This is a genomic window from Streptomyces poonensis (assembly GCF_014650915.1).
GTDB lineage: Bacteria > Actinomycetota > Actinomycetes > Streptomycetales > Streptomycetaceae > Streptomyces > Streptomyces poonensis.
In genome coordinates, this window is the sequence record NZ_BMVW01000014.1 from 168,400 (window position 1) to 187,579 (window position 19,180).

The 19,180-nt window shown below is 72.0% G+C and carries 16 protein-coding genes and 1 pseudogene; 12 read left to right on the plus strand and 5 right to left on the minus strand.

Features of this window, described 5'->3' with window-relative positions:
* The first annotated feature begins 79 nt into the window (after positions 1 to 79).
* Positions 80 to 1,231 carry an FAD-dependent monooxygenase gene (locus IE242_RS28300; RefSeq protein ID WP_189864156.1) on the plus strand — a complete coding sequence of 384 codons (1,152 nt, stop codon included), beginning with the start codon at positions 80 to 82 and terminating at the stop codon, positions 1,229 to 1,231.
* 230 nt (positions 1,232 to 1,461) lie between these two features.
* Positions 1,462 to 1,770 carry a hypothetical protein gene (locus IE242_RS38080; protein WP_229859546.1) on the plus strand — a complete coding sequence of 103 codons (309 nt, stop codon included), beginning with the start codon at positions 1,462 to 1,464 and terminating at the stop codon, positions 1,768 to 1,770.
* Between the two features lie 254 nt (positions 1,771 to 2,024).
* On the opposite strand, the gene IE242_RS28310 is transcribed toward IE242_RS38080, so the two are convergent.
* Positions 2,025 to 2,882 (minus strand): helix-turn-helix domain-containing protein, encoded by an 858-nt coding sequence (locus tag IE242_RS28310; RefSeq protein WP_189864160.1) that lies wholly within the window; start codon positions 2,880 to 2,882, stop codon positions 2,025 to 2,027.
* A gap of 128 nt (positions 2,883 to 3,010) precedes the next feature.
* On the opposite strand from IE242_RS28310, the gene IE242_RS28315 reads away from it, so the two are divergent.
* Both IE242_RS28315 and IE242_RS28320 read left to right on the plus strand, forming a co-directional pair.
* Positions 3,011 to 4,195, plus strand: a complete 1,185-nt coding sequence (locus tag IE242_RS28315) for an MFS transporter (RefSeq protein WP_189864162.1) — start codon at positions 3,011 to 3,013, stop codon at positions 4,193 to 4,195.
* A 186-nt stretch (positions 4,196 to 4,381) separates the two neighbouring features.
* Positions 4,382 to 5,138, plus strand: a pseudogene (locus IE242_RS28320) (sigma factor); the annotation flags it as partial.
* Between the two features lie 84 nt (positions 5,139 to 5,222).
* On the opposite strand, the gene IE242_RS28325 reads toward IE242_RS28320, so the two are convergent.
* Positions 5,223 to 6,074, minus strand: a complete 852-nt coding sequence (locus IE242_RS28325; RefSeq protein ID WP_229859549.1) for a LysR family transcriptional regulator — start codon at positions 6,072 to 6,074, stop codon at positions 5,223 to 5,225.
* Positions 6,075 to 6,154: 80 nt separating this feature from the next.
* Between IE242_RS28325 and IE242_RS28330 the strand changes: the two genes are divergently transcribed.
* The 3 genes from IE242_RS28330 to IE242_RS28340 all read left to right on the plus strand — a co-directional run bounded on the left by IE242_RS28330 (position 6,155) and on the right by IE242_RS28340 (position 9,297).
* On the plus strand, positions 6,155 to 6,688 hold the full coding sequence (locus IE242_RS28330) for a cupin domain-containing protein (RefSeq protein ID WP_189864164.1): 534 nt from the start codon (positions 6,155 to 6,157) through the stop codon (positions 6,686 to 6,688).
* 216 nt (positions 6,689 to 6,904) lie between these two features.
* Positions 6,905 to 8,557 (plus strand): hypothetical protein, encoded by a 1,653-nt coding sequence (locus IE242_RS28335; protein WP_189864166.1) that lies wholly within the window; start codon positions 6,905 to 6,907, stop codon positions 8,555 to 8,557.
* Positions 8,557 to 9,297 (plus strand): CHAT domain-containing protein, encoded by a 741-nt coding sequence (locus IE242_RS28340; protein ID WP_189864168.1) that lies wholly within the window; start codon positions 8,557 to 8,559, stop codon positions 9,295 to 9,297. Before IE242_RS28335 ends, IE242_RS28340 begins: the two co-directional genes overlap by 1 nt.
* Positions 9,298 to 9,373: 76 nt before the next feature.
* Here IE242_RS28340 and IE242_RS28345 read toward each other — a convergent pair whose 3' ends face one another.
* A complete protein-coding gene (locus tag IE242_RS28345) occupies positions 9,374 to 10,402 on the minus strand; it encodes an alcohol dehydrogenase catalytic domain-containing protein (protein WP_189864170.1) in 1,029 nt (342 codons plus the stop codon).
* A 91-nt stretch (positions 10,403 to 10,493) separates the two neighbouring features.
* On the opposite strand from IE242_RS28345, the gene IE242_RS28350 reads away from it, so the two are divergent.
* The gene (locus IE242_RS28350) at positions 10,494 to 10,985 is read left to right on the plus strand and encodes an Lrp/AsnC family transcriptional regulator (protein ID WP_189864172.1); all 492 of its coding nucleotides are present in this window, start codon (positions 10,494 to 10,496) and stop codon (positions 10,983 to 10,985) included.
* 66 nt (positions 10,986 to 11,051) lie between these two features.
* Here IE242_RS28350 and IE242_RS28355 read toward each other — a convergent pair whose 3' ends face one another.
* Positions 11,052 to 12,038 carry a LysR family transcriptional regulator gene (locus tag IE242_RS28355; protein WP_189864174.1) on the minus strand — a complete coding sequence of 329 codons (987 nt, stop codon included), beginning with the start codon at positions 12,036 to 12,038 and terminating at the stop codon, positions 11,052 to 11,054.
* 137 nt (positions 12,039 to 12,175) lie between these two features.
* Here IE242_RS28355 and IE242_RS28360 point away from each other — a divergent pair, with 137 nt between their 5' ends.
* The 4 genes from IE242_RS28360 (at position 12,176) to IE242_RS28375 (ending at position 15,673) form a co-directional block, all read left to right on the plus strand.
* Entirely contained in the window at positions 12,176 to 13,546 is a 1,371-nt protein-coding gene (locus IE242_RS28360) for an MFS transporter (protein WP_189864176.1), read from the plus strand.
* A gap of 186 nt (positions 13,547 to 13,732) precedes the next feature.
* Positions 13,733 to 14,329, plus strand: coding sequence for a TetR/AcrR family transcriptional regulator (locus tag IE242_RS28365; RefSeq protein WP_189864178.1), 597 nt, complete (start codon positions 13,733 to 13,735; stop codon positions 14,327 to 14,329).
* 38 nt (positions 14,330 to 14,367) lie between these two features.
* Positions 14,368 to 14,664: a YciI family protein gene (locus tag IE242_RS28370; protein WP_229859551.1), complete on the plus strand. Its 297-nt coding sequence runs from the start codon at positions 14,368 to 14,370 to the stop codon at positions 14,662 to 14,664.
* A gap of 445 nt (positions 14,665 to 15,109) precedes the next feature.
* A complete protein-coding gene (locus tag IE242_RS28375) occupies positions 15,110 to 15,673 on the plus strand; it encodes a snapalysin family zinc-dependent metalloprotease (protein WP_189864180.1) in 564 nt (187 codons plus the stop codon).
* Between the two features lie 198 nt (positions 15,674 to 15,871).
* Here IE242_RS28375 and IE242_RS28380 read toward each other — a convergent pair whose 3' ends face one another.
* Entirely contained in the window at positions 15,872 to 19,105 is a 3,234-nt protein-coding gene (locus IE242_RS28380) for a bifunctional cytochrome P450/NADPH--P450 reductase (RefSeq protein WP_189864182.1), read from the minus strand.
* Positions 19,106 to 19,180 lie beyond the last annotated feature (75 nt).

The following is a 19,180-nucleotide window of genomic DNA, read 5'->3' on the forward strand; positions in this document are numbered from 1 at the left end:
CACCATATCTCTTATGTACTAGGACGCTTTCATCAAAGTAGCACTTCAAAGCCAGTGGATGAGTTCGTACGTTGTATGCATGACGATGAACAAGAAGGTTTTGATCTCCGGTGCCGGCGTGGCCGGCCTGGCACTCGCCTACTGGCTGGACCGTCACGGCTTTCAGCCCACTGTGATCGAACGCGCCCGGCAGGTCCGGCACGGCGGCTACGCCGTCGACTTCCGCGGTGAAGCCCTCGACGTTCTGGACCGGATGGAGTTGCTGGAGCCGGTCCGGGCGCTGGACACCCAGATGGGCGACGCGGCGATGGTGGACGCCGAGGGCAGGCAGTACGTCACCTTGCCGGCCGCGGTCTTCGCCGGTGACCTGGAGGTGCCCAAGGGGCAGTTGACCCGGCTGCTGCACGCGGCCGCCCAGGACAGAGCGGAGTATCTCTTCAGTGACTCCATCTCCGCAGTGGAGCAGGACGGCGACAGCGTTCACGTCACCTTCGGGAACGGGCCGCCGCGCCGGTTCGACCTGCTGGTCGGCGCCGACGGGCTGCACTCGCGGACCCGGGCGCTGGTCTTCGGCCCCGAGGAACGCTTCGTACACCCACTCGGTATCCACACCGCGATCTTCAGCCTGCCGAACTATCTGGGTCTGCGCCGAACCGGGCAGCTGTACGTGTCCCCCGGGAAGGCGGCCAACGTGTTCGCCGGCGACCTGGACGGCCGGGCCCGGGCCGCCCTGCACTTCACCGCCGAGGAGTTGGAGTACGACCGCCACGACACCGGCGAGCAGCAGCGCATCGTGGCCGAGCGGTTCGCCGGAGAGGGCTGGGAGATCCCGCGGCTGCTGACTGAGATGCGGACGGCCGAGGACTTCTGGTTCGACGCCAATGCCCAAGTAATGATGGACACCTGGGCCAGCGGCCGGGTCGTCCTGCTCGGAGACGCCGGCTACTGCGCGGCTCCGACGTCGGGACGCGGTACGTCCCAGGCCCTGATCGGCGCGTACGTGCTGGCCGGCGAGCTGGCGCAGGCCGGCGGTGACCACACGGCAGCGTTCAGAGCCTACGAGAGTGCGATGCGGCCCTTCGTCACCGAGCACCAGGCCGTGGGGCGCGAGGGGGCGGAGCGGTTCTTCATGCCCGCCCCCACCCAGGAGGTCCTGGACATGCTCGCCGCCGACGCCCCGGAGAAGACCCGCACGCGGGCGGTCCGCCTCCCCGACTACGCAGCACGCTGACCTGCTGAGCACCCTTGCCACGTCAGGCGATCGCGCCTGTGCCACCTGCTCGGGGCACCGAGATGTGCGCCGGTGCTCTCGGGCGGGCGGGCGGTCGGGGGCGGGGCGGGGTCGGGGCGGGGTCGGGGTGGGTGTTTGTTCTGGGGTGTTGGGAGGCCAGGGTTGGTGCCGGCCCAGTACACGGCGGTGTCGAGCTCGCGGGCGGTCCAGCGGTCGGAGGGTGTTTGGTGGTGGCGGAGAGGGTCGAGGAGGTGCAGATAGCGCCCATAGCGTCCCGGGGAGGGAGTGAGGGTGAGGCCGAGGGTGTTCATGAGACGGGCCGGGTCGCCTTCGGTGGCGGCGGTGTGCCGGAAGGCGGTCTGGACGGTGGCGGCCGGCGGTACGGCCCCGGGGCCGTGGCCCTTGACGTCGCCCAGAAGCAGCCGGATGTCGGCCGGGGTGAGGATGGCGTCGTGTACATCGCCCCCGAGCCGGACGCCGCCGGCCGGCAGGGCGTGGACGGCCGGCGCGAGGGGCGCCTGGGCCATCAGCGCCGGTAGTCGGCCGCCGCCTGCGCGCACTCGTATCCCGACCCGGGCGTCCGCAGCCGGGACCTGCTCACCGCAACGGAGCGGAGCGACAACAGACATCTCGACAACTGGATCGATCTTCGAAACAGCCCCAGCCCCGAGCATGCCCGCTGATCATAATGGCGCGCCGGGAAACTCCAAGATCCCCGACAGCGTCGAGCCGGCCCTGCCGACCGGTCAGCGCGAGCGGGCTCGGTCCGCGGGCAGGACGGGGACCCGAGGAGTCAGAACACGGGTGCGACGGGCACGTCCAGCAAGGCACTGGTGCGTGCCCTGTCGGGGGCGTCCTGCAGTTCGTAGATCTCGATGCGCTGCTCGGGCCGGTCCGACTGCGCCCACAGCTGGAAGTCGACGGTGATCTCGCCGGCCCGGGGATGCACCATGCGTTTGGTACCGGCGACGCATTCGCCGACGCGCCCGGAGGCCCACAGGGCGGAGAAGTCGTCGTCCCGCATGCACAGCTCCCCGATCATGCGGGTCAGCACCTCGTCGTCCGGGTACTTGCCGCTGATCAGCCGCAGGTAGGCGACGTAGTCGGCGGCCTCCTGCTTCCAGTCCCGGTACAGGGCGCGCGCCTGGGGGTCGAGGAAGAGCATGCGGGGCAGGGAAGGCCGCGTCGCGGGGTCGTCGGGGGCGTCGGCGGGCAGGTGCGGGGCGATCAGGGCGTGGCCGAGGTCGTTCCAGGCCAGGACGTCGTTGCGTCGGCCGAGGATGACCGCGGGCCGTACGGCGACCAGGTCGAGCAGGGCGCGTGCGCTCGGGCCGGCCGCCTCCGGAGCGGAGTCCGGTGCGGCGGCGGGGCGCTTGGCGCGGGCCAGGTCCAGCAGGTGCTCGGTCTCCGTGACGGACAGCTGCAGCGCCCGGGCGAGCGCGAGCAGGACCTCGTCGGAGGCATGGCGGCTGTGGCCCTGTTCCAGGCGGGTGTAGTACGTGACGCTGACCCCGGCGAGCTGCGCGACTTCTTCGCGGCGCAGGCCGGGCACCCGGCGGCGGACGCCGAAGCCGTTCAGGGGGGTCGCCTCCGGCGGGAGGGCGGCACGCTTGGCGCGGAGGAACACAGCCAGATCACCCGGATTGTTCATACTTCAACCGTACGGCTCGCGGCGGGACGCGACCACATGCCGACCATATCCCTGCCAGTGACACCCTCCGCAGGGAGCGCAGCAAGCGGGAACTGGTAGCTGACCTGCGCACCTTTCACTATCGGGGCATGCCTCTCCCCATCATTGCCCTCGCTCTGACTGCCTTCGCCCTGGGAACGGCGGAGCTGGTACCCAACGGCCTGCTCCCCGTCATCAGCGACGATCTCGGGGTCTCGGTGTCCCTGGCGGGCTGGGTGACCACGAGCTTCGCGCTCGGCGCGATGATCGGCGGCCCGGTCGTCGCAGCCGCCACGCTCCGCCTGCCCCGCAAGCCGCTGGTGATCGGCCTGGCCCTGGTGTTCCTCGTCGCCAACGCCGTCACCGCGCTCAGCGGCTCGCTGCTGGTGGTGTCCGTCTCCCGGGCGCTCGCCGGGGCGATGCTCGGCGGGTTCCTCGGCACCGCGATCACCATCGCGTCCGGTCTCGTCGCCCCCTCCCGGCGGGCCATGGCCATCGCCGTGGTGTTCACCGGTTTCACCGTGTCCAACGTGATCGGCGTCCCCATCGGCAACGTGGTCGGCCGCGCGGCCGGCTGGGAAGCCTCCTTCTGGGTCGTCTCGGCCCTGGCCGCCCTCGGCATCCTCGCCATGTGGCTGCTGCTGCCCCGCGCCGCCGCCGACAGCGACGCCTCCGCGGACCGCGGCTTCGCCGTCCTGCGCAAGGGGGCGCTGTGGACGACGTTCCTCGCCATCGCGCTCGGCTACGGCGGTCTGTTCGTCGTCTACACCTACATCGCTCCCTACCTGACGTCCGTGACCGGTGTGTCCGCCGGCTCCGTGACCTGGCTGCTCCTGCTGTTCGGGGCGGGCCTGATCGCCGGCAACGCCCTCGGCGGCCGCTACGCGGACCGGTCGGTGACCCGCACGGTCGTCGTCATCCTCGCCCTCCTGATCGTCGGACTGCTGGCCCTGTGGGCGCTGGGCTCTGTCCTGCCCGCCGTTCTGGTGCTGCTGGTCGTGCTCGGCGGCGCGGGATTCGGCATGGTGCCGCCGCTGCAGTCCTATGTCCTGAACGTCGCGGGCACGGCATCGGCCCTGGTCTCCGCGCTGGCCGCGGCCTCGTTCAACTCCGGTGTCGCGCTGGGTTCCGCGATCGGCGGCCTCGTCCTCGACCGGACGACCCACTACCCGGTGCTCGCCGTGGCCGGTGCCCTGATGACCGCGCTCGGCCTGCTCGCCTTCCTGCTCACCCACCGGCACCACAGCAGCCGTCATAAGGCGCACGCTGCCGGCCGCGTGACCGCGTCGGTCTGATCACCGCCGCCAGGCCCGGTCGTCTCCGGCCTGAGGTGGCCCCGTCACGGCGACGGCACCGGCGCACGACGCGGCCCGGTCGCTGCTCGGCCATAACTCGTGGAGCAGCGACCGGGCCGCATCGTGCAACGGCATGACGGGGCAGCTTCCCGGGAGGTAAGAACATGCCCGGCGCCCGTCCCACGGATCCGATCGATCGCCGATGCCTTCGAGGCCCACCGCGACCGGCTCACAGGCGTCGCCCACCGCGTGCTGGGATCACACGCCGACGCGGAGGACGGGGTCCAAGAGGCGTGGCTGCGTCTCTCCCGCCAGGACACCGACACCACCGAAACCACCGACACCCTCGGCGGCTGGCTGACCACCGTGGTCGGCCGCTTCAGCCTGGATGTCCTGCGGTCGGGCCGGACCCGCTCGGAAGTCGCCCTCGACGACCGGTTGCCCGAGTACGCCATGACGCTCGACGACGCGCCTGCCCCGGATGACCTCGTGGCGCTCGGGAACTCCGTCGGCCTCCGCCCCTCACGGTCCTCGACTCGCCGCGCCCGGCGGAACGACTGGCATTCGTGCTGCACGACGTGTTCGCCGTGCCCCACGGGGAGATCGGCACCATCCTCGGCGCAACCGCCGACGCGACCAAGATGCTCACCAGCCGCGCCCGCAGGAAAGTACGGGCAGCCCGGCAGTCGGCAAGCGGCCGACGACAGCAACGCGAGGTGGTGCAGGCCTTCCTGGCCGCGGCCCGCGACGGCCGGTTCGAGCAGCTGCTGCAGGTCCTCCACCCCCGAAGTGAGGTCCACGCTCCACGCCCCGAGCGGCCGGTTCGTCACGATCGGGGCCACCGAGGTCGCCACCCGCGCGCGTGGCCGGCAGCGCGGCACGGGGACATGCGGCGACCGCCAACGGCCACCGCGGTGTCATTTCCTTGGACGAGGACGGCACCAACCCGTTGATCCGGTCGGTCGGCGGCCCACGGCGCTTGGCTCGGTCACGAGCGAGGTGCGGCAGTGCCGATGGAAAGGCGCTTTCAGTGGCGGTATGCGGCTGTCGCGATGTCGGTGAACGACCGGATCAACGGATTGGTGTCGCCTTCGTTCCATACCGTCACCACTCGGCTCGGCGGCAGGTCGGCCAGCGGCACCGTAGCCAGCTGCGCGGGCAGGTCGTGTCCGAGCGGGGCCAGGCCGACGGTGCCGTTCCACAACACGGCCTGCAGGCATTCCTGGACGACGCGCACGACTGGGCCCTCGCGTGGCTTGCCGCCGTTCCAGTACGACTGCCAGATCGGGTCGGTTCCTTGCGGGAACTGAAACCAGCGGCGGTCGTCCAGGTCGGCCAGGTGCAGCCGGTCGCGGCGGGCCAGCGGATCGTCGGCGCGCACGACCACGCCGACCGGATCGCTGCGCAGCTCACGCACCGTCAGGGCGGTCTCGTCGAACGGCGCCCGGGTCAGGGCGACATCGACCAGCCCGGCGCGCAGTCCGCAGGTCGGGTCGGTCAGGTCGGTGTCGCGGATGCGGATGTCGATGCCGGGGTGGCTCCGGCGGTAAGCGGCGGCCAGCCTGGTCATGCCCGGGTCGGTGCTGTCGCCCAGGATGCCGACGGTGAGGGTGGCGGCGCCGGCCGCTGCACTCACACGTGCGCGGACGCGGTCGGCGTGCTCGAGCAGGGCCCGCGCCTCGTCGAGCAGCACCGCGCCCGCGGAGGTGAGCGTGACGCCGGCAGGCGAGCGGGTGAACAGCAGGGCACCGGCCTCGGTCTCCAGCTGCTTGATCGCCCGGCTCAGCGGCGGCTGGCTCATGTGCAGTCGAGCGGCGGCCCGGCCGAAGTGGAGTTCCTCAGCGACGGCCACGAAGTAGCGCAGGGTACGTAGCTCCACGCTGCAACGATACCCCTAAGGTATCGGCGTCACGGAACGGATCTTGGACAGCCGCAGCGCCCCGGCGGTGCACTGGGAGCATGTCCGACGAAGCCAAGAGCAGTGAACCGCAGGCCACCCCCGCCGTATCGGTGGTCGGTCCCGACGACGGCGAGAGGATCGTCGTGGGCACCACGCGCATGCGCATCCTCGAGGACGGCAGCCGCACCGAGCACCGCATCGGCATCGCCGAGTCCGTCCTCGCCCCGCACACCCCCGGACCGCCGCAGCACCGCCACGCCCGGCACGACGAGGGCTTCTACATCGTCTCCGGCACCGTGCGGTTCACCGTCGGGGACACGGACTACGACGCCACCCCGGGCACGCTCGTCATGGTCCCGCCCGGCGTCCCGCACACCTTCGCCAACCTGACCGACCGACCCGCCGTCATGCTCAGCACGTTCACCCCTGCCCTGTACGTGCAGTACTTCCGAGACCTCCAGAACGTGAGCGCCGGCGGCCAGCCGCTGACGCCACAGGCCACCCTCCACGTGATGAGCCGCTACGCGACCGAGCCCGCCACCGACCTCACCCGAAACCGGCCGGATGACACTGCCCGCCCTCCCTCCACCTGACCAGCGCAGCCGAACGCTGTCACCTTCCACCCACCGGGCCGCTCAGAGCCATGCTGGGCGCGGCCGCGGTGCTGCACCTGGGCATCGTCATGGCGGAGGGGAAGGACCACCGGGCGCGGTCCATGGGCAACAGCGTGCACACCCCTGCTCCTGCTGCACGAGGACCACTCCGACCCCGAACTCCTCGACGGAGCGATCGGCCTGGCCCGTCGACTGGTGGCCGAGACACCGGAAGGCTCTCCCGACCGCCTCCACCATCTGGCCCGGTTGTGCGAAGCCCTGCGGCACGCCTACACCCTGCGCCCCGAACCTCGCGTACTCACCGAGGCCATCGACCTGGCCCGTACGGTGGCCACGGGGCTGCCGCCCGACCATCCGCGCCGGGCCGACGCGGTGTCCGATCTCGCCGGACTGCTGCGCCTGCGCCACGATGACCACGGCGACTTTGAGTCGCTGCGCGAGGCCGTCGGCCTGTCTCGTGCGCTGGTCGACGAACTGCCCCACGACCACCCCGCCCGTGCCCGGGAACTGAACAACCTCGGTCACGAACTCGAGGCACTGGCCGGCCTCCAGGGCCGGCGTCGAGACCCGGCCGTACTGGACGAGATCGTCGGCCTGGGCCGCGCGGCCCAAGCCGCCCTCAACCCGGACACCGATCCCGAACTGCAGACGACCGTCCAGGCCAACCTCGCCCGCTGGCTCCTGCGGCGCGCCCAGTCCGGCGGACCCGCACACGACGGGTCGGCCGACCTCGCCGAAGCCCTCCGGCTCAGCCGGCAGGCCCACACCGGTACGGCGGGCCGGCCGACGGGTGCGGTGCTGCAGGCGCTGGCCGACAGCCTGGCCGAGCAGTACACCCGCACCCGCGACCCCGCCGTGCCGGCCGAGGCCGTCGCCGTCCTCCGGGACGGTCTGGCCGCCGCCGTGAGTCCCTCCGAACGGGCCTCCCGGTGTCACCTGCTGGGCACGGCCCTGAACAACCGGTATGTGGACTACGGCGACGCGGCGGACGCCCGGGAGGCGGCGACCCTGCTGCGCGAGGTCGCCAGATCCACGACGGAGAACGTGCACAGACGCCTCGAGAGCGCCTGGTACGCCGGCAAACTGGAGATCGTCCTGGAGGACTGGCCGAACGCGGCCGACGATCTCGCCCTCGCGGTCCGCCTGCTGCCCGACCTCGCGGGCTGCCAGTTGCGGTCGGGCGACCGGAAGCGCCGCCTCTCCTCCTACGCGCTGCTGCCCACGCCGGCGGCCTCCTGCGCGCCGGCCGACGGCTCACCGGCCCGCGCGCTGGAACTGCTGGAGCAAGGACGCGGGGTGCTGCACGCGGAGACGTCGGCCGTGCGCGTGGACCTGGAGCGGCTGCGGGCCGGCGCCCCGCGCCTCGCCACGGCCCTGGAGGAGCTGCCGGTCCGGCTGCGATCCGTGCCGGACGCCGACCGGCGCCACCGGCTCGCCGACGAACGACGGCACTTGATCGAGGAGATCAAAGGAGTACCGGGATTCGGCAATCTCCTTCAGCCGCCGCGCCTGGAGGAGATCCTCGCCGCCTGCCGCGAAGGCCCCGTCGCCGTCCCGGTGTTCGGCCGCTACGGCTCCGACGCCCTGCTCGTCACCCGGAAGGGCGTCCGCCGCCTGCCGCTGCCCGGGTTCACCTTCGACGCCGTCCGGCGCCTCGGCCGGGATCTGCTCGGCGGTGCCGAACTGGCGCTGGACCACACGGTCACCCCGGCCCGCCGCAGCCTGGGCGAGTACTCCCTGCGCACGGGGCTGGCTCTTCTCTGGGACACCGTCGTGGGGCCCGTGCTCGACGCCCTGCGGGACGACCTCGGCGGTCCGCGGGAAGGTGCCGCTCCACCGCGCATGTGATGGTGTCCCACCGGTCCGCTGAGCCACTTCCCGCTGCACATGGCCGAACGCCGGGAGGAGGGCAGTGCCTTCTCCCTCGTGGTGTCGTCCTACACCCCCACCGTCCACGCCCTCGGCCGTCTCCGGCCCTGGCGACCCGGCCCGGACAGCCGTCCCCTGGTGGTCACCCTGCCGGGGTCACCCTGCCGCGGACTCCCGGCGCGCCGGACCTGCCGGCCGCCGACGAGGAGGCGGCCCTGCTCACCGGCTCCTTCCCCCGCGCCCGCCTGCTGCACGGCCCGGCAGCCACCAGGGAACACCTGATGACGGCCCTCCCGGACCACGACATCGTCCATGTGGCCTGCCACGCCGGACACGACGCCGGCCGCCATCACGAGGGCCACCTCGTCCTGCACGACGGTCGGCTCCACATCGGTGACATCGCGGCCGCCCGCACCGACCGGGCCGGACTGGCGTTCCTGTCCGCCTGCGGCACCGCTCGGAACCGCCTCGACCTGCCGGACGAGTCCGTCAACCTCCTGTCGGCCTTCCAGCTCGCCGGTTTCAGTCATCTGGTGGGCAGCCTCTGGCAGGTGACCGATCAGGCCAACACCCGCCTGGTGTCGGCCTTCTACGACCACCTGACGACGCATCAGCAGGCAACCGTCGCCGATTCCCTCCACCACGCCATGTCCCGGTTGCGCGAGCGAGAGCCCGAACGGCCGTCACTCTGGACGTCCCACCTGCACATCGGCCCGTAGCAGCAGAGGGCGCTCGAACCGGCGGACGCCGGGTGTGCTGTGGCTCCGCTCGGCGCGGGGTTCCGCACGGTCGGGCTCATGGGCGGATCGCAATCTTGATCGCCTGACGTGTGTCCATGGCCCGGTAGGCGGTGGCGACATCCTCCAGGGACATCTCGGCCGAGACCACTGGTGACGCGTCCAGCTGCCCGGCGAGGGTTTCTGCGAGCAGGGGCTCCAGATAGCGGCGGGCCGGGGTGACCCCGGCCCGCAGGGCGATGTTGTGGCGGAACAGCCGGTAGAGGTCGACGCGGTCCACGCCGTTGGGAACGCCGACGGAGCCGATGATGCCGCCGGGCCGGACCAGCTCGGTCGCGAGGTCGAGCGCGGACTGGGTCCCTGCGCACTCCGCGACGCTGCGGACACCGCCCTTGGTCTCGTCCTGGATGAATCCAATGGTCGCGGGGTCGTCTGCGGCCAGGATGTCGGTCGCCCCCATGCGCCTGGCCAGGTCGCTGCGTTCAGGGTGGCGGCCGACGAGGAAGATACGTCCCGCTCGGGCGCGGCGGGCGGCGAGGGCGGCGCAGAGCCCGACGGCGCCGTCCCCGAGGACGACAACGGCCGACCCTGGCCGCACATCGGCCAGGACAGCGGCATGCGCCCCGGTCGCCATGACGTCCGTCAGCGGAAGCAGCCGGCGCAGGAGTTCGGCGTCCGCGTCCGTACGCACCGGGACGAGGGTGCCGTCGGCGAACGGCACACGCACGGCCTCGGCCTGCCCACCGTCATGACGGCCGCCCCAGAAGCCGCCGTTGGGACACGAGGTGAACAGTCCGTCGCGGCATTGCCGGCAGGAACCGTCCGAGAAGGCGAACGGCGCGAGCACGAGATCGCGCGGCCGGATGCGGGTGACGTCCGCGCCGACCTCCTCGACGACCCCGATCCACTCGTGACCCATGCGGTCACCCGGCGTGAACGCCTCCTGACCTCGGAACGGCCACAGGTCGGATCCGCACACGGCGGCGAGGGAGACCCTCACCAGCGCGTCGCCCGGTTGCTCGATCACCGGGTCGGGGACGTCGACGAGGCGGACGCGTCCGGCATCTTCCAGCACGGTAGCTCTCATGAGCGATCACGGTAGGCTGCCGCTGTCCGTCCGGCCATGCCACTTCGACGGGATACCGCAGCTCCAGCCGTCAAACAGAAGGTGGTCTGGCGTGTCTGTCTCCCGATCGTCTGGTGTCGACGCCGTGGATCTCGCGCTCATACGCGAGCTCTCCCGCAACGCCCGTATCAGCCTCGCCGAGGTGGGCCGCCGTGTGAGCCTCAGCCGGCCGGCGGTCGCCGAGCGGATCCGGCGCCTGGAGGAGCACGGTGTGATCAAGGGCTATGGCGTCCATCTGGACCTCGATCGGCTGGGACTGAGCCTCCGGGCGCACGTCTCGCTGCGTCCCCGGCACGGTTCCTCCCGGAATCCGCAGGTCCTTCGCGACCGGCTTCTGGCTATCGGTCACGTCCTGTCGTGCGTCCACGTCACCGGGGCGAACTGCTACGAGCTGACGATCGCGGTACGGGACGCGCACCACCTGGAGCAGGTCATCGAGCACCTCGCAGAGCTGGGGGACACCACTACCGGGGTGGTGCTCTCCGAATCCGTGCACCTGAGTGACGTGGACGTCGCCGCGTGGCTCCTGCAAGGAGACCACTGATCTCTTCCGGCTGTCTCACGGGCACCGGCCTCGGACCGACCACCACCCGACAACAGCCAGAAGAGATCAGTAGCCCACGTCGGCCCGTCGCGCATCTGGTTCGCTGGTGAGCACCGCGCCCGCGCGTGGACCCGGGCCGTCCTCTTCTCCGCGGGGCAGGGAGCCGTGCGCGTACGGGCGGACCGCGGCGTACAGAATGTCCCGCAGGCCGGGCAGGGTTTCGCGGTCCTCCCGCCAGACCAGGCGCAGGCTGAGGTCCGGCAGGGGAAGGCCGAGCCGGATCAGCGTGCCGGCCCGGAGACTGTCGGCGACCGCGAAGTGCGGCAGCAGCGAAATCCCGAGACCGTGCTCGGCCCAGGCCCGCATCACCGTCACCCCGCCGGCCCGGACCCGCTCGGGGCCGGCGCCGAGGATCCGGTCGCCGGCCATCCAGAAGGAGCATTCCGGAACGTTGACCAGGAGCCGCTCGCGGTCGAGGTCGGCTGGGGACAGCTCGGCCCGGCCGGCCAGTGGGTGCGTCGGGGCGGCGACCAGCGCGAGCGGGACCGGGTCGAGATCGACGAAGGTCAGCGGTTCGGCCGGGGTGGGGAAGCCGAGGCCGCCCACGTCCTCGCCGGCGTCCAGCAGCAGGGCCGCGTCGAGCCGCCCCGCGATGACATCGGTGAACAGCCCTTGGCGGGCACGGTCGGAGCGCACATCGACGTCGATGTCGGGCCGCCGCTCGGCCAGCCGGGTCAGGACGACAGGAACGTGGGAGCCGGCGAGGGTCTCCAGCGCGCCGAGCCGCAGCCTCAAGCGCTCGGTCCGGACGTCGCGGACGGCCTGCTCGGCGGTGTCGAGCAGGGAGCGTGCCCAGCGGCGCAGCCGTTGCCCGGCGGACGTCGGCACCATCCCCTTGGAACTACGCACGAACAGGGCCACGCCGAGCGCGGTTTCCAGGGCCCGGATCTGCTGCGAGACAGATGAAGGGGCGAGGTTGAGGGCGACGGCGGCGTCGGTCACGGTCCGGTGCTCGGCGACGGCTTCGAACACCTTGAGTTGGCGCAGCTCCATGTGACGGCAGAACACATCCGAGCGTTCGAAAATTCCGAACGGGACGTGCGAATGCGCCGGTGGAGCCCCGGATCCGCAGCGACCACAGTGGACCGCGTCTCTCCCGCATCTCCCATCGCTCAGGAGGCTGTTCAGCCATGACTCATGTGAAGCCGACCGCATCCGCGATCCCTCCCGCGGCGAGGAGACGGCGTGCCGGCACGCTGACGGGCATTTCGCTGGGCTACTTCATGGTGCTGCTCGATACCACGGTGCTGTCGGTCGCCGAGCCCGATCTGGCATCGTCCCTGGGCACCTCGATGGCCGGACTGCAGTGGGCGATCACCGGCTACACCGTGGCGTTCGCGGCGCTGCTGCTGTCGGCGGGAGCAGCGGCCGACCGGTTCGGCGCGGAGCGGCTCTTCCGGTCCGGCATCGCGGTGTTCGGTCTGGCGTCCCTGCTCAGCTCCGTGGCCCCCGGCCTGTGGGCCTTGCTTCTTCTGCGGGCGATATCGGGGGCCGCCGCCGCGGCGTGCGTGCCCGCCTCCATGGCGATGATCGCCCGTCTGTACCCGGAGCCGGCCGCCCGAGCGCGCGCGGTCTCGGTGTGGGCCGCGATCAGCGGCGCGGCCGTCGCGGCCGGTCCGATCGCCGGAGGCGCCCTGGTCGGGGCAGCCGGATGGCGAGCGGTGTTCCTGATCAACGTGCCTCTCGGAGCGGTGGTGCTGGCCCTCACCTGGACCCGCTCGGTGGCCTGTCCGCGCAGCGGCCACCGCGTCGACTGGCCGGCCCAGCTGGCCGCCGCAGTGGTGCTGGCGCTCCTCACGGACGCGCTGATCGCCGCCGGAGCCGGGGCCTGGGGCCACGCGGTCTGTTCGTCGGCGGGACTCGTGGTCTCACTGTTGGCATTCTCCGTACTCGAAAGCAGAAGCCAGGCGCCGGTCGTGAACCGGGCCCTGCTGCGGTCGAAGCAAGTACGTGCCGGCCTGCTGGCCGCCGCAGCTGCCGGCTTCGCGCTGGCCGGCGCACTGTTCGTGCTGCCCCTGCTGCTGCAGCAACAGCGGCACCTGAGTCCGCTGGAAACCGGGCTCGCGTTCCTGCCGCTCACCGTCCCCTTCGCCGCCAACCCGCCACTGACCGGCAGGATCGTGGCTCGCACAGGCCCCCGGCGCCCCATCCTGGCCGGCCTCGCTCTCCTGACCGCGGGCGGCGCGGTCCTCGCCTGCACGGTCTTCGCCGACGGCGCCTGTCACTGGCTGGCGCTGGGCCTGGTGCTCACCGGCTTCGGTGTCTCCTACGTTCTGCCGGCCCTCGTCGCGGCCGTCATCAGCGCCGCACCGGAAGGCACCGCCGGCGCGGCCGGTGGTCTGCTCAACGCTGTGCGCCAGGTCGGCGCCACCCTCGGCGTCGCGCTCATGGGCGCCGCCGCAGCCGCGGACACCGGGTGGTCCCTGCTGCTGTCGGCTGGAGCCTGTGCCCTCGCCGGGCTCGTCTTCGCGCTGACACACCCCACCGCCGCGCCCCGGTGAGAAAAGACCCGTGGCCAAGCACCGAACCGGCGCAGCCCCGCCACCAGTTGGTGCGAGCCATGACGTTGTCGACACCGCCCGCCCTCGCTCATCCTTGACGCCCTCTAGGACGCTTGTCCTAGAGTAGCGCCCACGACTAGGACGCCTGTCCTAGTACTGACTGGATGAGGACTGTGAGGTCGTGCGGTGGCCGGGAGCACAAGTACGCGGGCACAGATCGTCGATGCTGCGAACCGGCTCTTCTACGAGCACGGTTTCGAGCACACGTCGTTCGCGGCGATCGCCGAGGCGGTGGGCATCTCGCGGGGCAACTTCTACCACCACTTCAAGACCAAGGACGAGATCCTCATCGGGGTCATCGAGGCCCGGCTCCACAGTACGCGCGCGATGCTCGCGGAGTGGGAACGGGACGAGCCGGGCCCCGCTGAGCGGGTGCGACGGTTCGTGGAGATCGTCATCACCAACGGTGCGGACATTGAGAACTACGGCTGTCCGGTCGGAACCCTCACGAACGAACTCGCCAAACTCGATCACCCCGCGCGCTCCCAGGCTGTCGCCGTCTTCGAGCTGTTCCGGACGTGGCTTCGGGAACAGTTCGAGGCGCTCGGGTTCACGGTAGAAGCCGACGATCTCGCGATGCACGTCCTGGCCTTCAGTCAAGGCATCGCCACCTTGTCCAACGCCTTCCACGACGGCGAGTTCGTGCAGCGGGAGGTCGACCGCCTCCATGGCTGGCTCGACGAGCGCCTCGCAGATCATGCGTCACCGCGCTCCCGTCGCTGAGCCGACCGACCACACCACCAGCAAACGAAGGAGAACCAGTGTTCGTCGTCCTGCTCCGCTTCGGGGCCAACAGAAGCCAGGCTCCGGATTACATGGCGGGCCATCAGGAATGGATCCAGCAAGGCATGAGTGACGGGGTCTTCCTGCTGGTCGGAGGCGTTCAGCCGGGTCAGGGCGGTGCCGTGCTGGCCCATGACACGACCCTGGACGACCTGCGGCAACGCGTTGCGGCGGACCCGTTCGTCGCCCACGAGGTCGTCTCGGCCGAGATCATCGAGATCGCTCCGAACCTCACCGATCCGCGGCTCGCGTTCCTGACGGGGTCGAACCCATGACCGTCCGTCTCGCACGCCCCGGCGGCGCCGTACGCCGCCGGGGCGGTACGGTCCCGGCGCCTTGAGCTGCACCCACCAATCGCTCCGCGTTGCATTGGCGCACCTCCAGGTGACAGATGTATGGCGTGCTGGGCGAGTGCGTGAGCCGCAGGCGTGGTGCCGGCGGCAGCGGCGTAGGCGTTCCCCTCTCTGTGCGGCGCGGAACACCCCGATCACGTAGGCGGCGAAGGCGCGGGAGGCCGTGACCGTGACCCGGGCGGCAGAACACGGCGTGTCGTGGAGTGTCGACGAGGAGTGCCTTGAGCGCGGCACCGACGCGCCCCCCGGGGCGGGGCGCCGGCTCGGAACCGCTCACGCCTATTGACGGATTGACGCGCGCCGGCCGTGGGCAAGGAACCCGGCAGTACGTGACATGAGCACGCCAACCCCCCACGGGAGGTCGACCATGTACGCACGCGCATTAGCCCATGGCCTCACCGCCGCCCTCACGGTGGCTCTCACCCTGGCCGGCGGCCAGACGTACGCAGCACCGACAGGCTCCGGCGCGCAGTCCCTCGCAGCCCGCGTCGTCACCTACGACGCCAGTGCCTCGGCGGAGTTCAGGGCCGCCGTCGACCAAGGTGCGGCGATCTGGAACGCCAGCGTGGACAGCGTCGAACTGCGTCCGGCCGCTGCCGGTCAACGCGCCAACATCCGGATCCTGGCCGACAACGGCTGGCCCCGGGCCCTGACCACCTCACTCGGCAACGGAACTGTCTACATCGGACGGCAGGCCGTCAACCAGGGCTACGACACGGTCCGTATCTCAGCGCACGAACTCGGCCACATCCTGGGCCTGCCGGACCGCAAGCCCGGCCCCTGCACGAGCCTGATGTCGGGTTCCAGCGCCGGCGTCTCGTGCAAGAACCCGTATCCGAACACGGCGGAGAAGGCGGAGGTCGAGAGCAACTTCGGCGCCGCGTTCGCCCGCCTGGCGGAGGCCCCGCGCAACGTGGTGACCGTGGACTGACCCACGGACGTGTGCGGGGGCGGTCCGTCCCCGCACACACCGGTCGTCCTCCGCCACTCCCCGCGCGGGGTGAAACGCTCCGGTGGGCGCTCCTCGAACTCGACTCCCGAACTCGACCGGCGCAGTGAGAGGGGAGGCCGGGGCATCACGGGCGGCCTGTCCCGTCCGTCCGGGGACCGATCCAGGCCGTCCTCCCGGTCAGCCGGCCGCGTACACGTCCTCGACATAGCGCCCGTCCGCGACCAGCGCGTCGAGCCACCGTTCGGCGTCCTGCCCGCTGACGCCCGGGGTGTGCTTGCGGTAGAGAGTACGGAACGCCTCCCGCACGCCCGGAGCCATCCGGGCGCCGTCACCGCAGACGTACACCCGGGCTCCCGCTTCGAGCAGGTCCCACACCTCGTCGGCCTCGGCGGCGATGCGGTGCTGTACGAAGCACACCTCGCCCTGCGGAAGTGCGCTGAAGGCAGGGCGCAGGGAGACGGCGCCCGCGGCCTCGGCGCCGCGCAGTTCCGCGGCGTGCAGGAAGTCGGCGTCCGGCGTGTCGCAGCCGAAGTAGAGCAGGGCGGGGGACAGTTGGGCGCCCGCGGCGAGTGCCGCGACCCGGTCGGCGACCGCGCCGCGGAACGGGGCCAGTCCGGTGCCCGCCGCGACCATGACGACGGGTGCCGAGCCGTCGACGCGGAAGGCGTCCCGGCACGGCTGGACGCGGGCGTACACCGTGTCGCCGGGCCGGACGGCGGCGAGGTGGCCCGAGCCGGTGCCCCGGTAGGTGCCCCTGCCGGAGCGGGCCGGGGCCTCGAGCACGGAGACCATCAGGTCGGCGTGGCCGGGGTCGGCGGCGGGGGAGGAGGAGACGGAGTAATGCCGGGGCCGCAGCGGGGTGAGGAGCTCCAGCAGCCGGGGCCGGTCCAGGGCGCCGCGCAGGGCGGGGTGGTCCTCGAACAGTTCCACCAGGGTGCGCGGGTCGTCGCCGGGGAGGGCGGCGAGGGCCGCACGCTCGGGCGGGCAGGGGTTGGCGGCGGCCAGGGCGGCCAGCCGGTCGGCGCCGGGGCGCTCCTGGAGCTCGACGTGGTGCGTGAGGAGCTGCCGCACGGTCAGGGGCCGGTCCACCGCCAGGCCGTCACGGCGCGGCCGGGTCGCACGGATGTCGAGGACGGCGTCGGGGTCCACGCCGAACGCGGCGGCGGCGCGCTCCACGAGGTCCGGGTCGTTGGCGGGCAGCACGGTGAGGTGGTCGCCGGTGCGGTAGGTGACGCCCTCCGGCAGGGCGACGCGTACCAAGCGCTTGCGGCGCGGATACCCGGGGGCGGTGAGGTCATGGGCCTCGGTGACCGTCATGGGCACCAGTCCGTGCCGCTCCGCGAGGGCGTCCAGCGGACCACCGGTCAGGGTGCGGACCTCGTACGCCGCCGTGGGCTCCGCGGCCTCGTGGTCCGTGCCGGGGGCCGCCTCGGGGTCGCCGTACCGCTCCAGGAGGGCCGTGCGCAGCCGGGCGGTGAAGTCGCGGACGGTGCCGGTCAGGTCGCCGGAGGCGTCGGCGGCGGCGCGGTCCAGGAGCCGGGTGGCGCCGAGGGCGGCGAGGCGGTCGTCGATGCGGGTGGGGACGTGCTGGTAGGTGGCGGCCCAGTTGCGGTCGCCGACGCCTAGGACGGCGTAGGTGACGTCCGTCAGATCGGGAACGTCCTCCAGGGCGGGGGTGCCCTCCAGCCAGGCGGCGAAGGCGGTGGCGTCGTCGGTGGGGCGGCCGTTGTAGGACGCGGCCGTGATCACCACGGGCCGGTCGGCGGGCAGACCTCCGGCGTAGGCGTCCAAAGGCGCCACCTGCGTCTCACAGCCGAGCGCGGCGGCCTCGTCGGCGAGCTGGACGGCGAACTCGCGGCAGGTGCCGTAGTTGCTGCCGTGCAGGAGGAGAACGCCGGTGCCGGGGCGGACCCGGGCGGGCAGGGCGGCGGGGGCGGCCGCCTTCCCGGTGCCATGGTCCCCGGTGCCATGGGCGGGGCGGCTGCCCGGCAGCGGCGGGTGGGCGCGGTCGGCGGGGGTGCGCGGGGTGAGCGTCAGCGTGAAGCCGTCGGGCTTCAGGGTGAGGGTCTCCTTCACCGTGAGCCGGTAGTCCGCGTGGTCGTGCAGCCGGTAGCGGTGGACCAGCATCGCCAGCAGCATGGTCGCCTCGTGCAGCGCGAACTGCCGCCCGATGCAGGCGCGTTCACCGGTGCCGAACGGTTTGAAGGCGTGCACCGGCCGGGCCGCCTCCGCCTCCTGCGTGAACCGGGCGGGGTCGAACAGCTCGGGGTTGTCGCCCCAGACGGGCTCCCGGTGCAGCATCGGGGCGAGCACGGTGACGCCCTGCCCGGCCCGCAGCGGGATCCGGCCGCCGAGCACGGTGTCCTCGAGCGCGTGCCGGCTGAACGCGGCGGCCGTCGGCCACAGCCGGAGCGCCTCGTTGAGCACCTGACGCGTGAAGGTCAGCCTGCCGACGTCCTCGTACGTCGGCTCCGGATCGGCCGCGTCGCCCCACAACTCGTCCACCTCCCGCTGCACGAGCTGGAGCGCGGTCGGGTGCTTGGCCAGGTAGTACAGGGCGAACGACATGGCGCCGGAGGTCGTCTCGTGGCCCGCGATCAGGAAAGTGATGACCTGGTTGCGGATGTTGGCCGCGTCGAGGGTGGTGCCGTCGGCCGGGTGCCGGGCGGTGAGCATCAGACCGAGCAGGTCATCGCCGCCCGTCCCGCCGGACTCGGCACCGGCGGTACGGGCGGCGATGACCTCGTCGACGACCTGCGCGAGATAGTCGGCGTCGCCGCGGAAGGCCGCGTCGGCCGCGGAGTGGTCCTGGCCCGGGACGCGGGCCAGGCGGGTCATGCTCCACTCCAGGCAGCGCACCATCGAGGCGACGAAGGGATGCGGCTCGTCGCGGGTGAAGGAGCCGAAGTCGTAGCCGAAGCCGGCCAGCCCGATGGTGTCCAGGGTCATCCGGGTCATGTCGTCGGGCACGTCCACCGGCCGCCCGGAGCGGGCGGCGCGGTCCCAGGCCCCGACGAGCCGCCGGGCGACCTGCAGCATCACCGGGTGGTAGGTGCGCATCGAACCGAGTGCGAAGGCGGGCATGAGGACGTCGTGGGCCTTCGCCCAGTTGGGCTCGTCGTTGTAGGCGGTGAACAGCCCGTCGGCGGCGAACGCGCGCACGTTCTCCAGGGCGGGCCCGATGTGCTTGGCGAACCGCCGGTCGTCGGCGAGCTCGGTCACCAGGTCCAGGTCGGCGACGAACAGGGTGTCCCGCCCGTGCAGCCGCCGCACCAGCACCGGGCCGTGCTCCCGCATCAGGTCCATGACCTGCTGGATCGGGGCCCGGCCGGGGCCGGTGGCGGAGATGTCGACGACGGGGACGCCGGGACGGGCGTCGGCGGACAGGGGGGTGGGCGCGGTGGGGGGCATGGCGCGACAACTGCCTTTCGCGGTACGGATGTACTGCCCTCCAGAGTGCTCGACGGGGCCCACCGGTCCGCGCCA

Bases quoted from the DNA above. Each gene is read 5' to 3' on its own strand.
- IE242_RS28310 (WP_189864160.1), bottom strand. From the start codon at position 2,882: ATGAACAATCCGGGTGATCTGGCTGTGTTCCTCCGCGCCAAGCGTGCC.
- IE242_RS28355 (WP_189864174.1), bottom strand. From the start codon at position 12,038: ATGGAGCTGCGCCAACTCAAGGTGTTCGAAGCCGTCGCCGAGCACCGG.
- IE242_RS28300 (WP_189864156.1), top strand. From the start codon at position 80: ATGACGATGAACAAGAAGGTTTTGATCTCCGGTGCCGGCGTGGCCGGC.
- IE242_RS28340 (WP_189864168.1), top strand. From the start codon at position 8,557: ATGGTGTCCCACCGGTCCGCTGAGCCACTTCCCGCTGCACATGGCCGA.
- IE242_RS28380 (WP_189864182.1), bottom strand. From the start codon at position 19,105: ATGCCCCCCACCGCGCCCACCCCCCTGTCCGCCGACGCCCGTCCCGGC.
- IE242_RS28330 (WP_189864164.1), top strand. From the start codon at position 6,155: ATGTCCGACGAAGCCAAGAGCAGTGAACCGCAGGCCACCCCCGCCGTA.
- IE242_RS28345 (WP_189864170.1), bottom strand. From the start codon at position 10,402: ATGAGAGCTACCGTGCTGGAAGATGCCGGACGCGTCCGCCTCGTCGAC.
- IE242_RS28375 (WP_189864180.1), top strand. From the start codon at position 15,110: ATGTACGCACGCGCATTAGCCCATGGCCTCACCGCCGCCCTCACGGTG.
- IE242_RS28315 (WP_189864162.1), top strand. From the start codon at position 3,011: ATGCCTCTCCCCATCATTGCCCTCGCTCTGACTGCCTTCGCCCTGGGA.
- IE242_RS28360 (WP_189864176.1), top strand. From the start codon at position 12,176: ATGACTCATGTGAAGCCGACCGCATCCGCGATCCCTCCCGCGGCGAGG.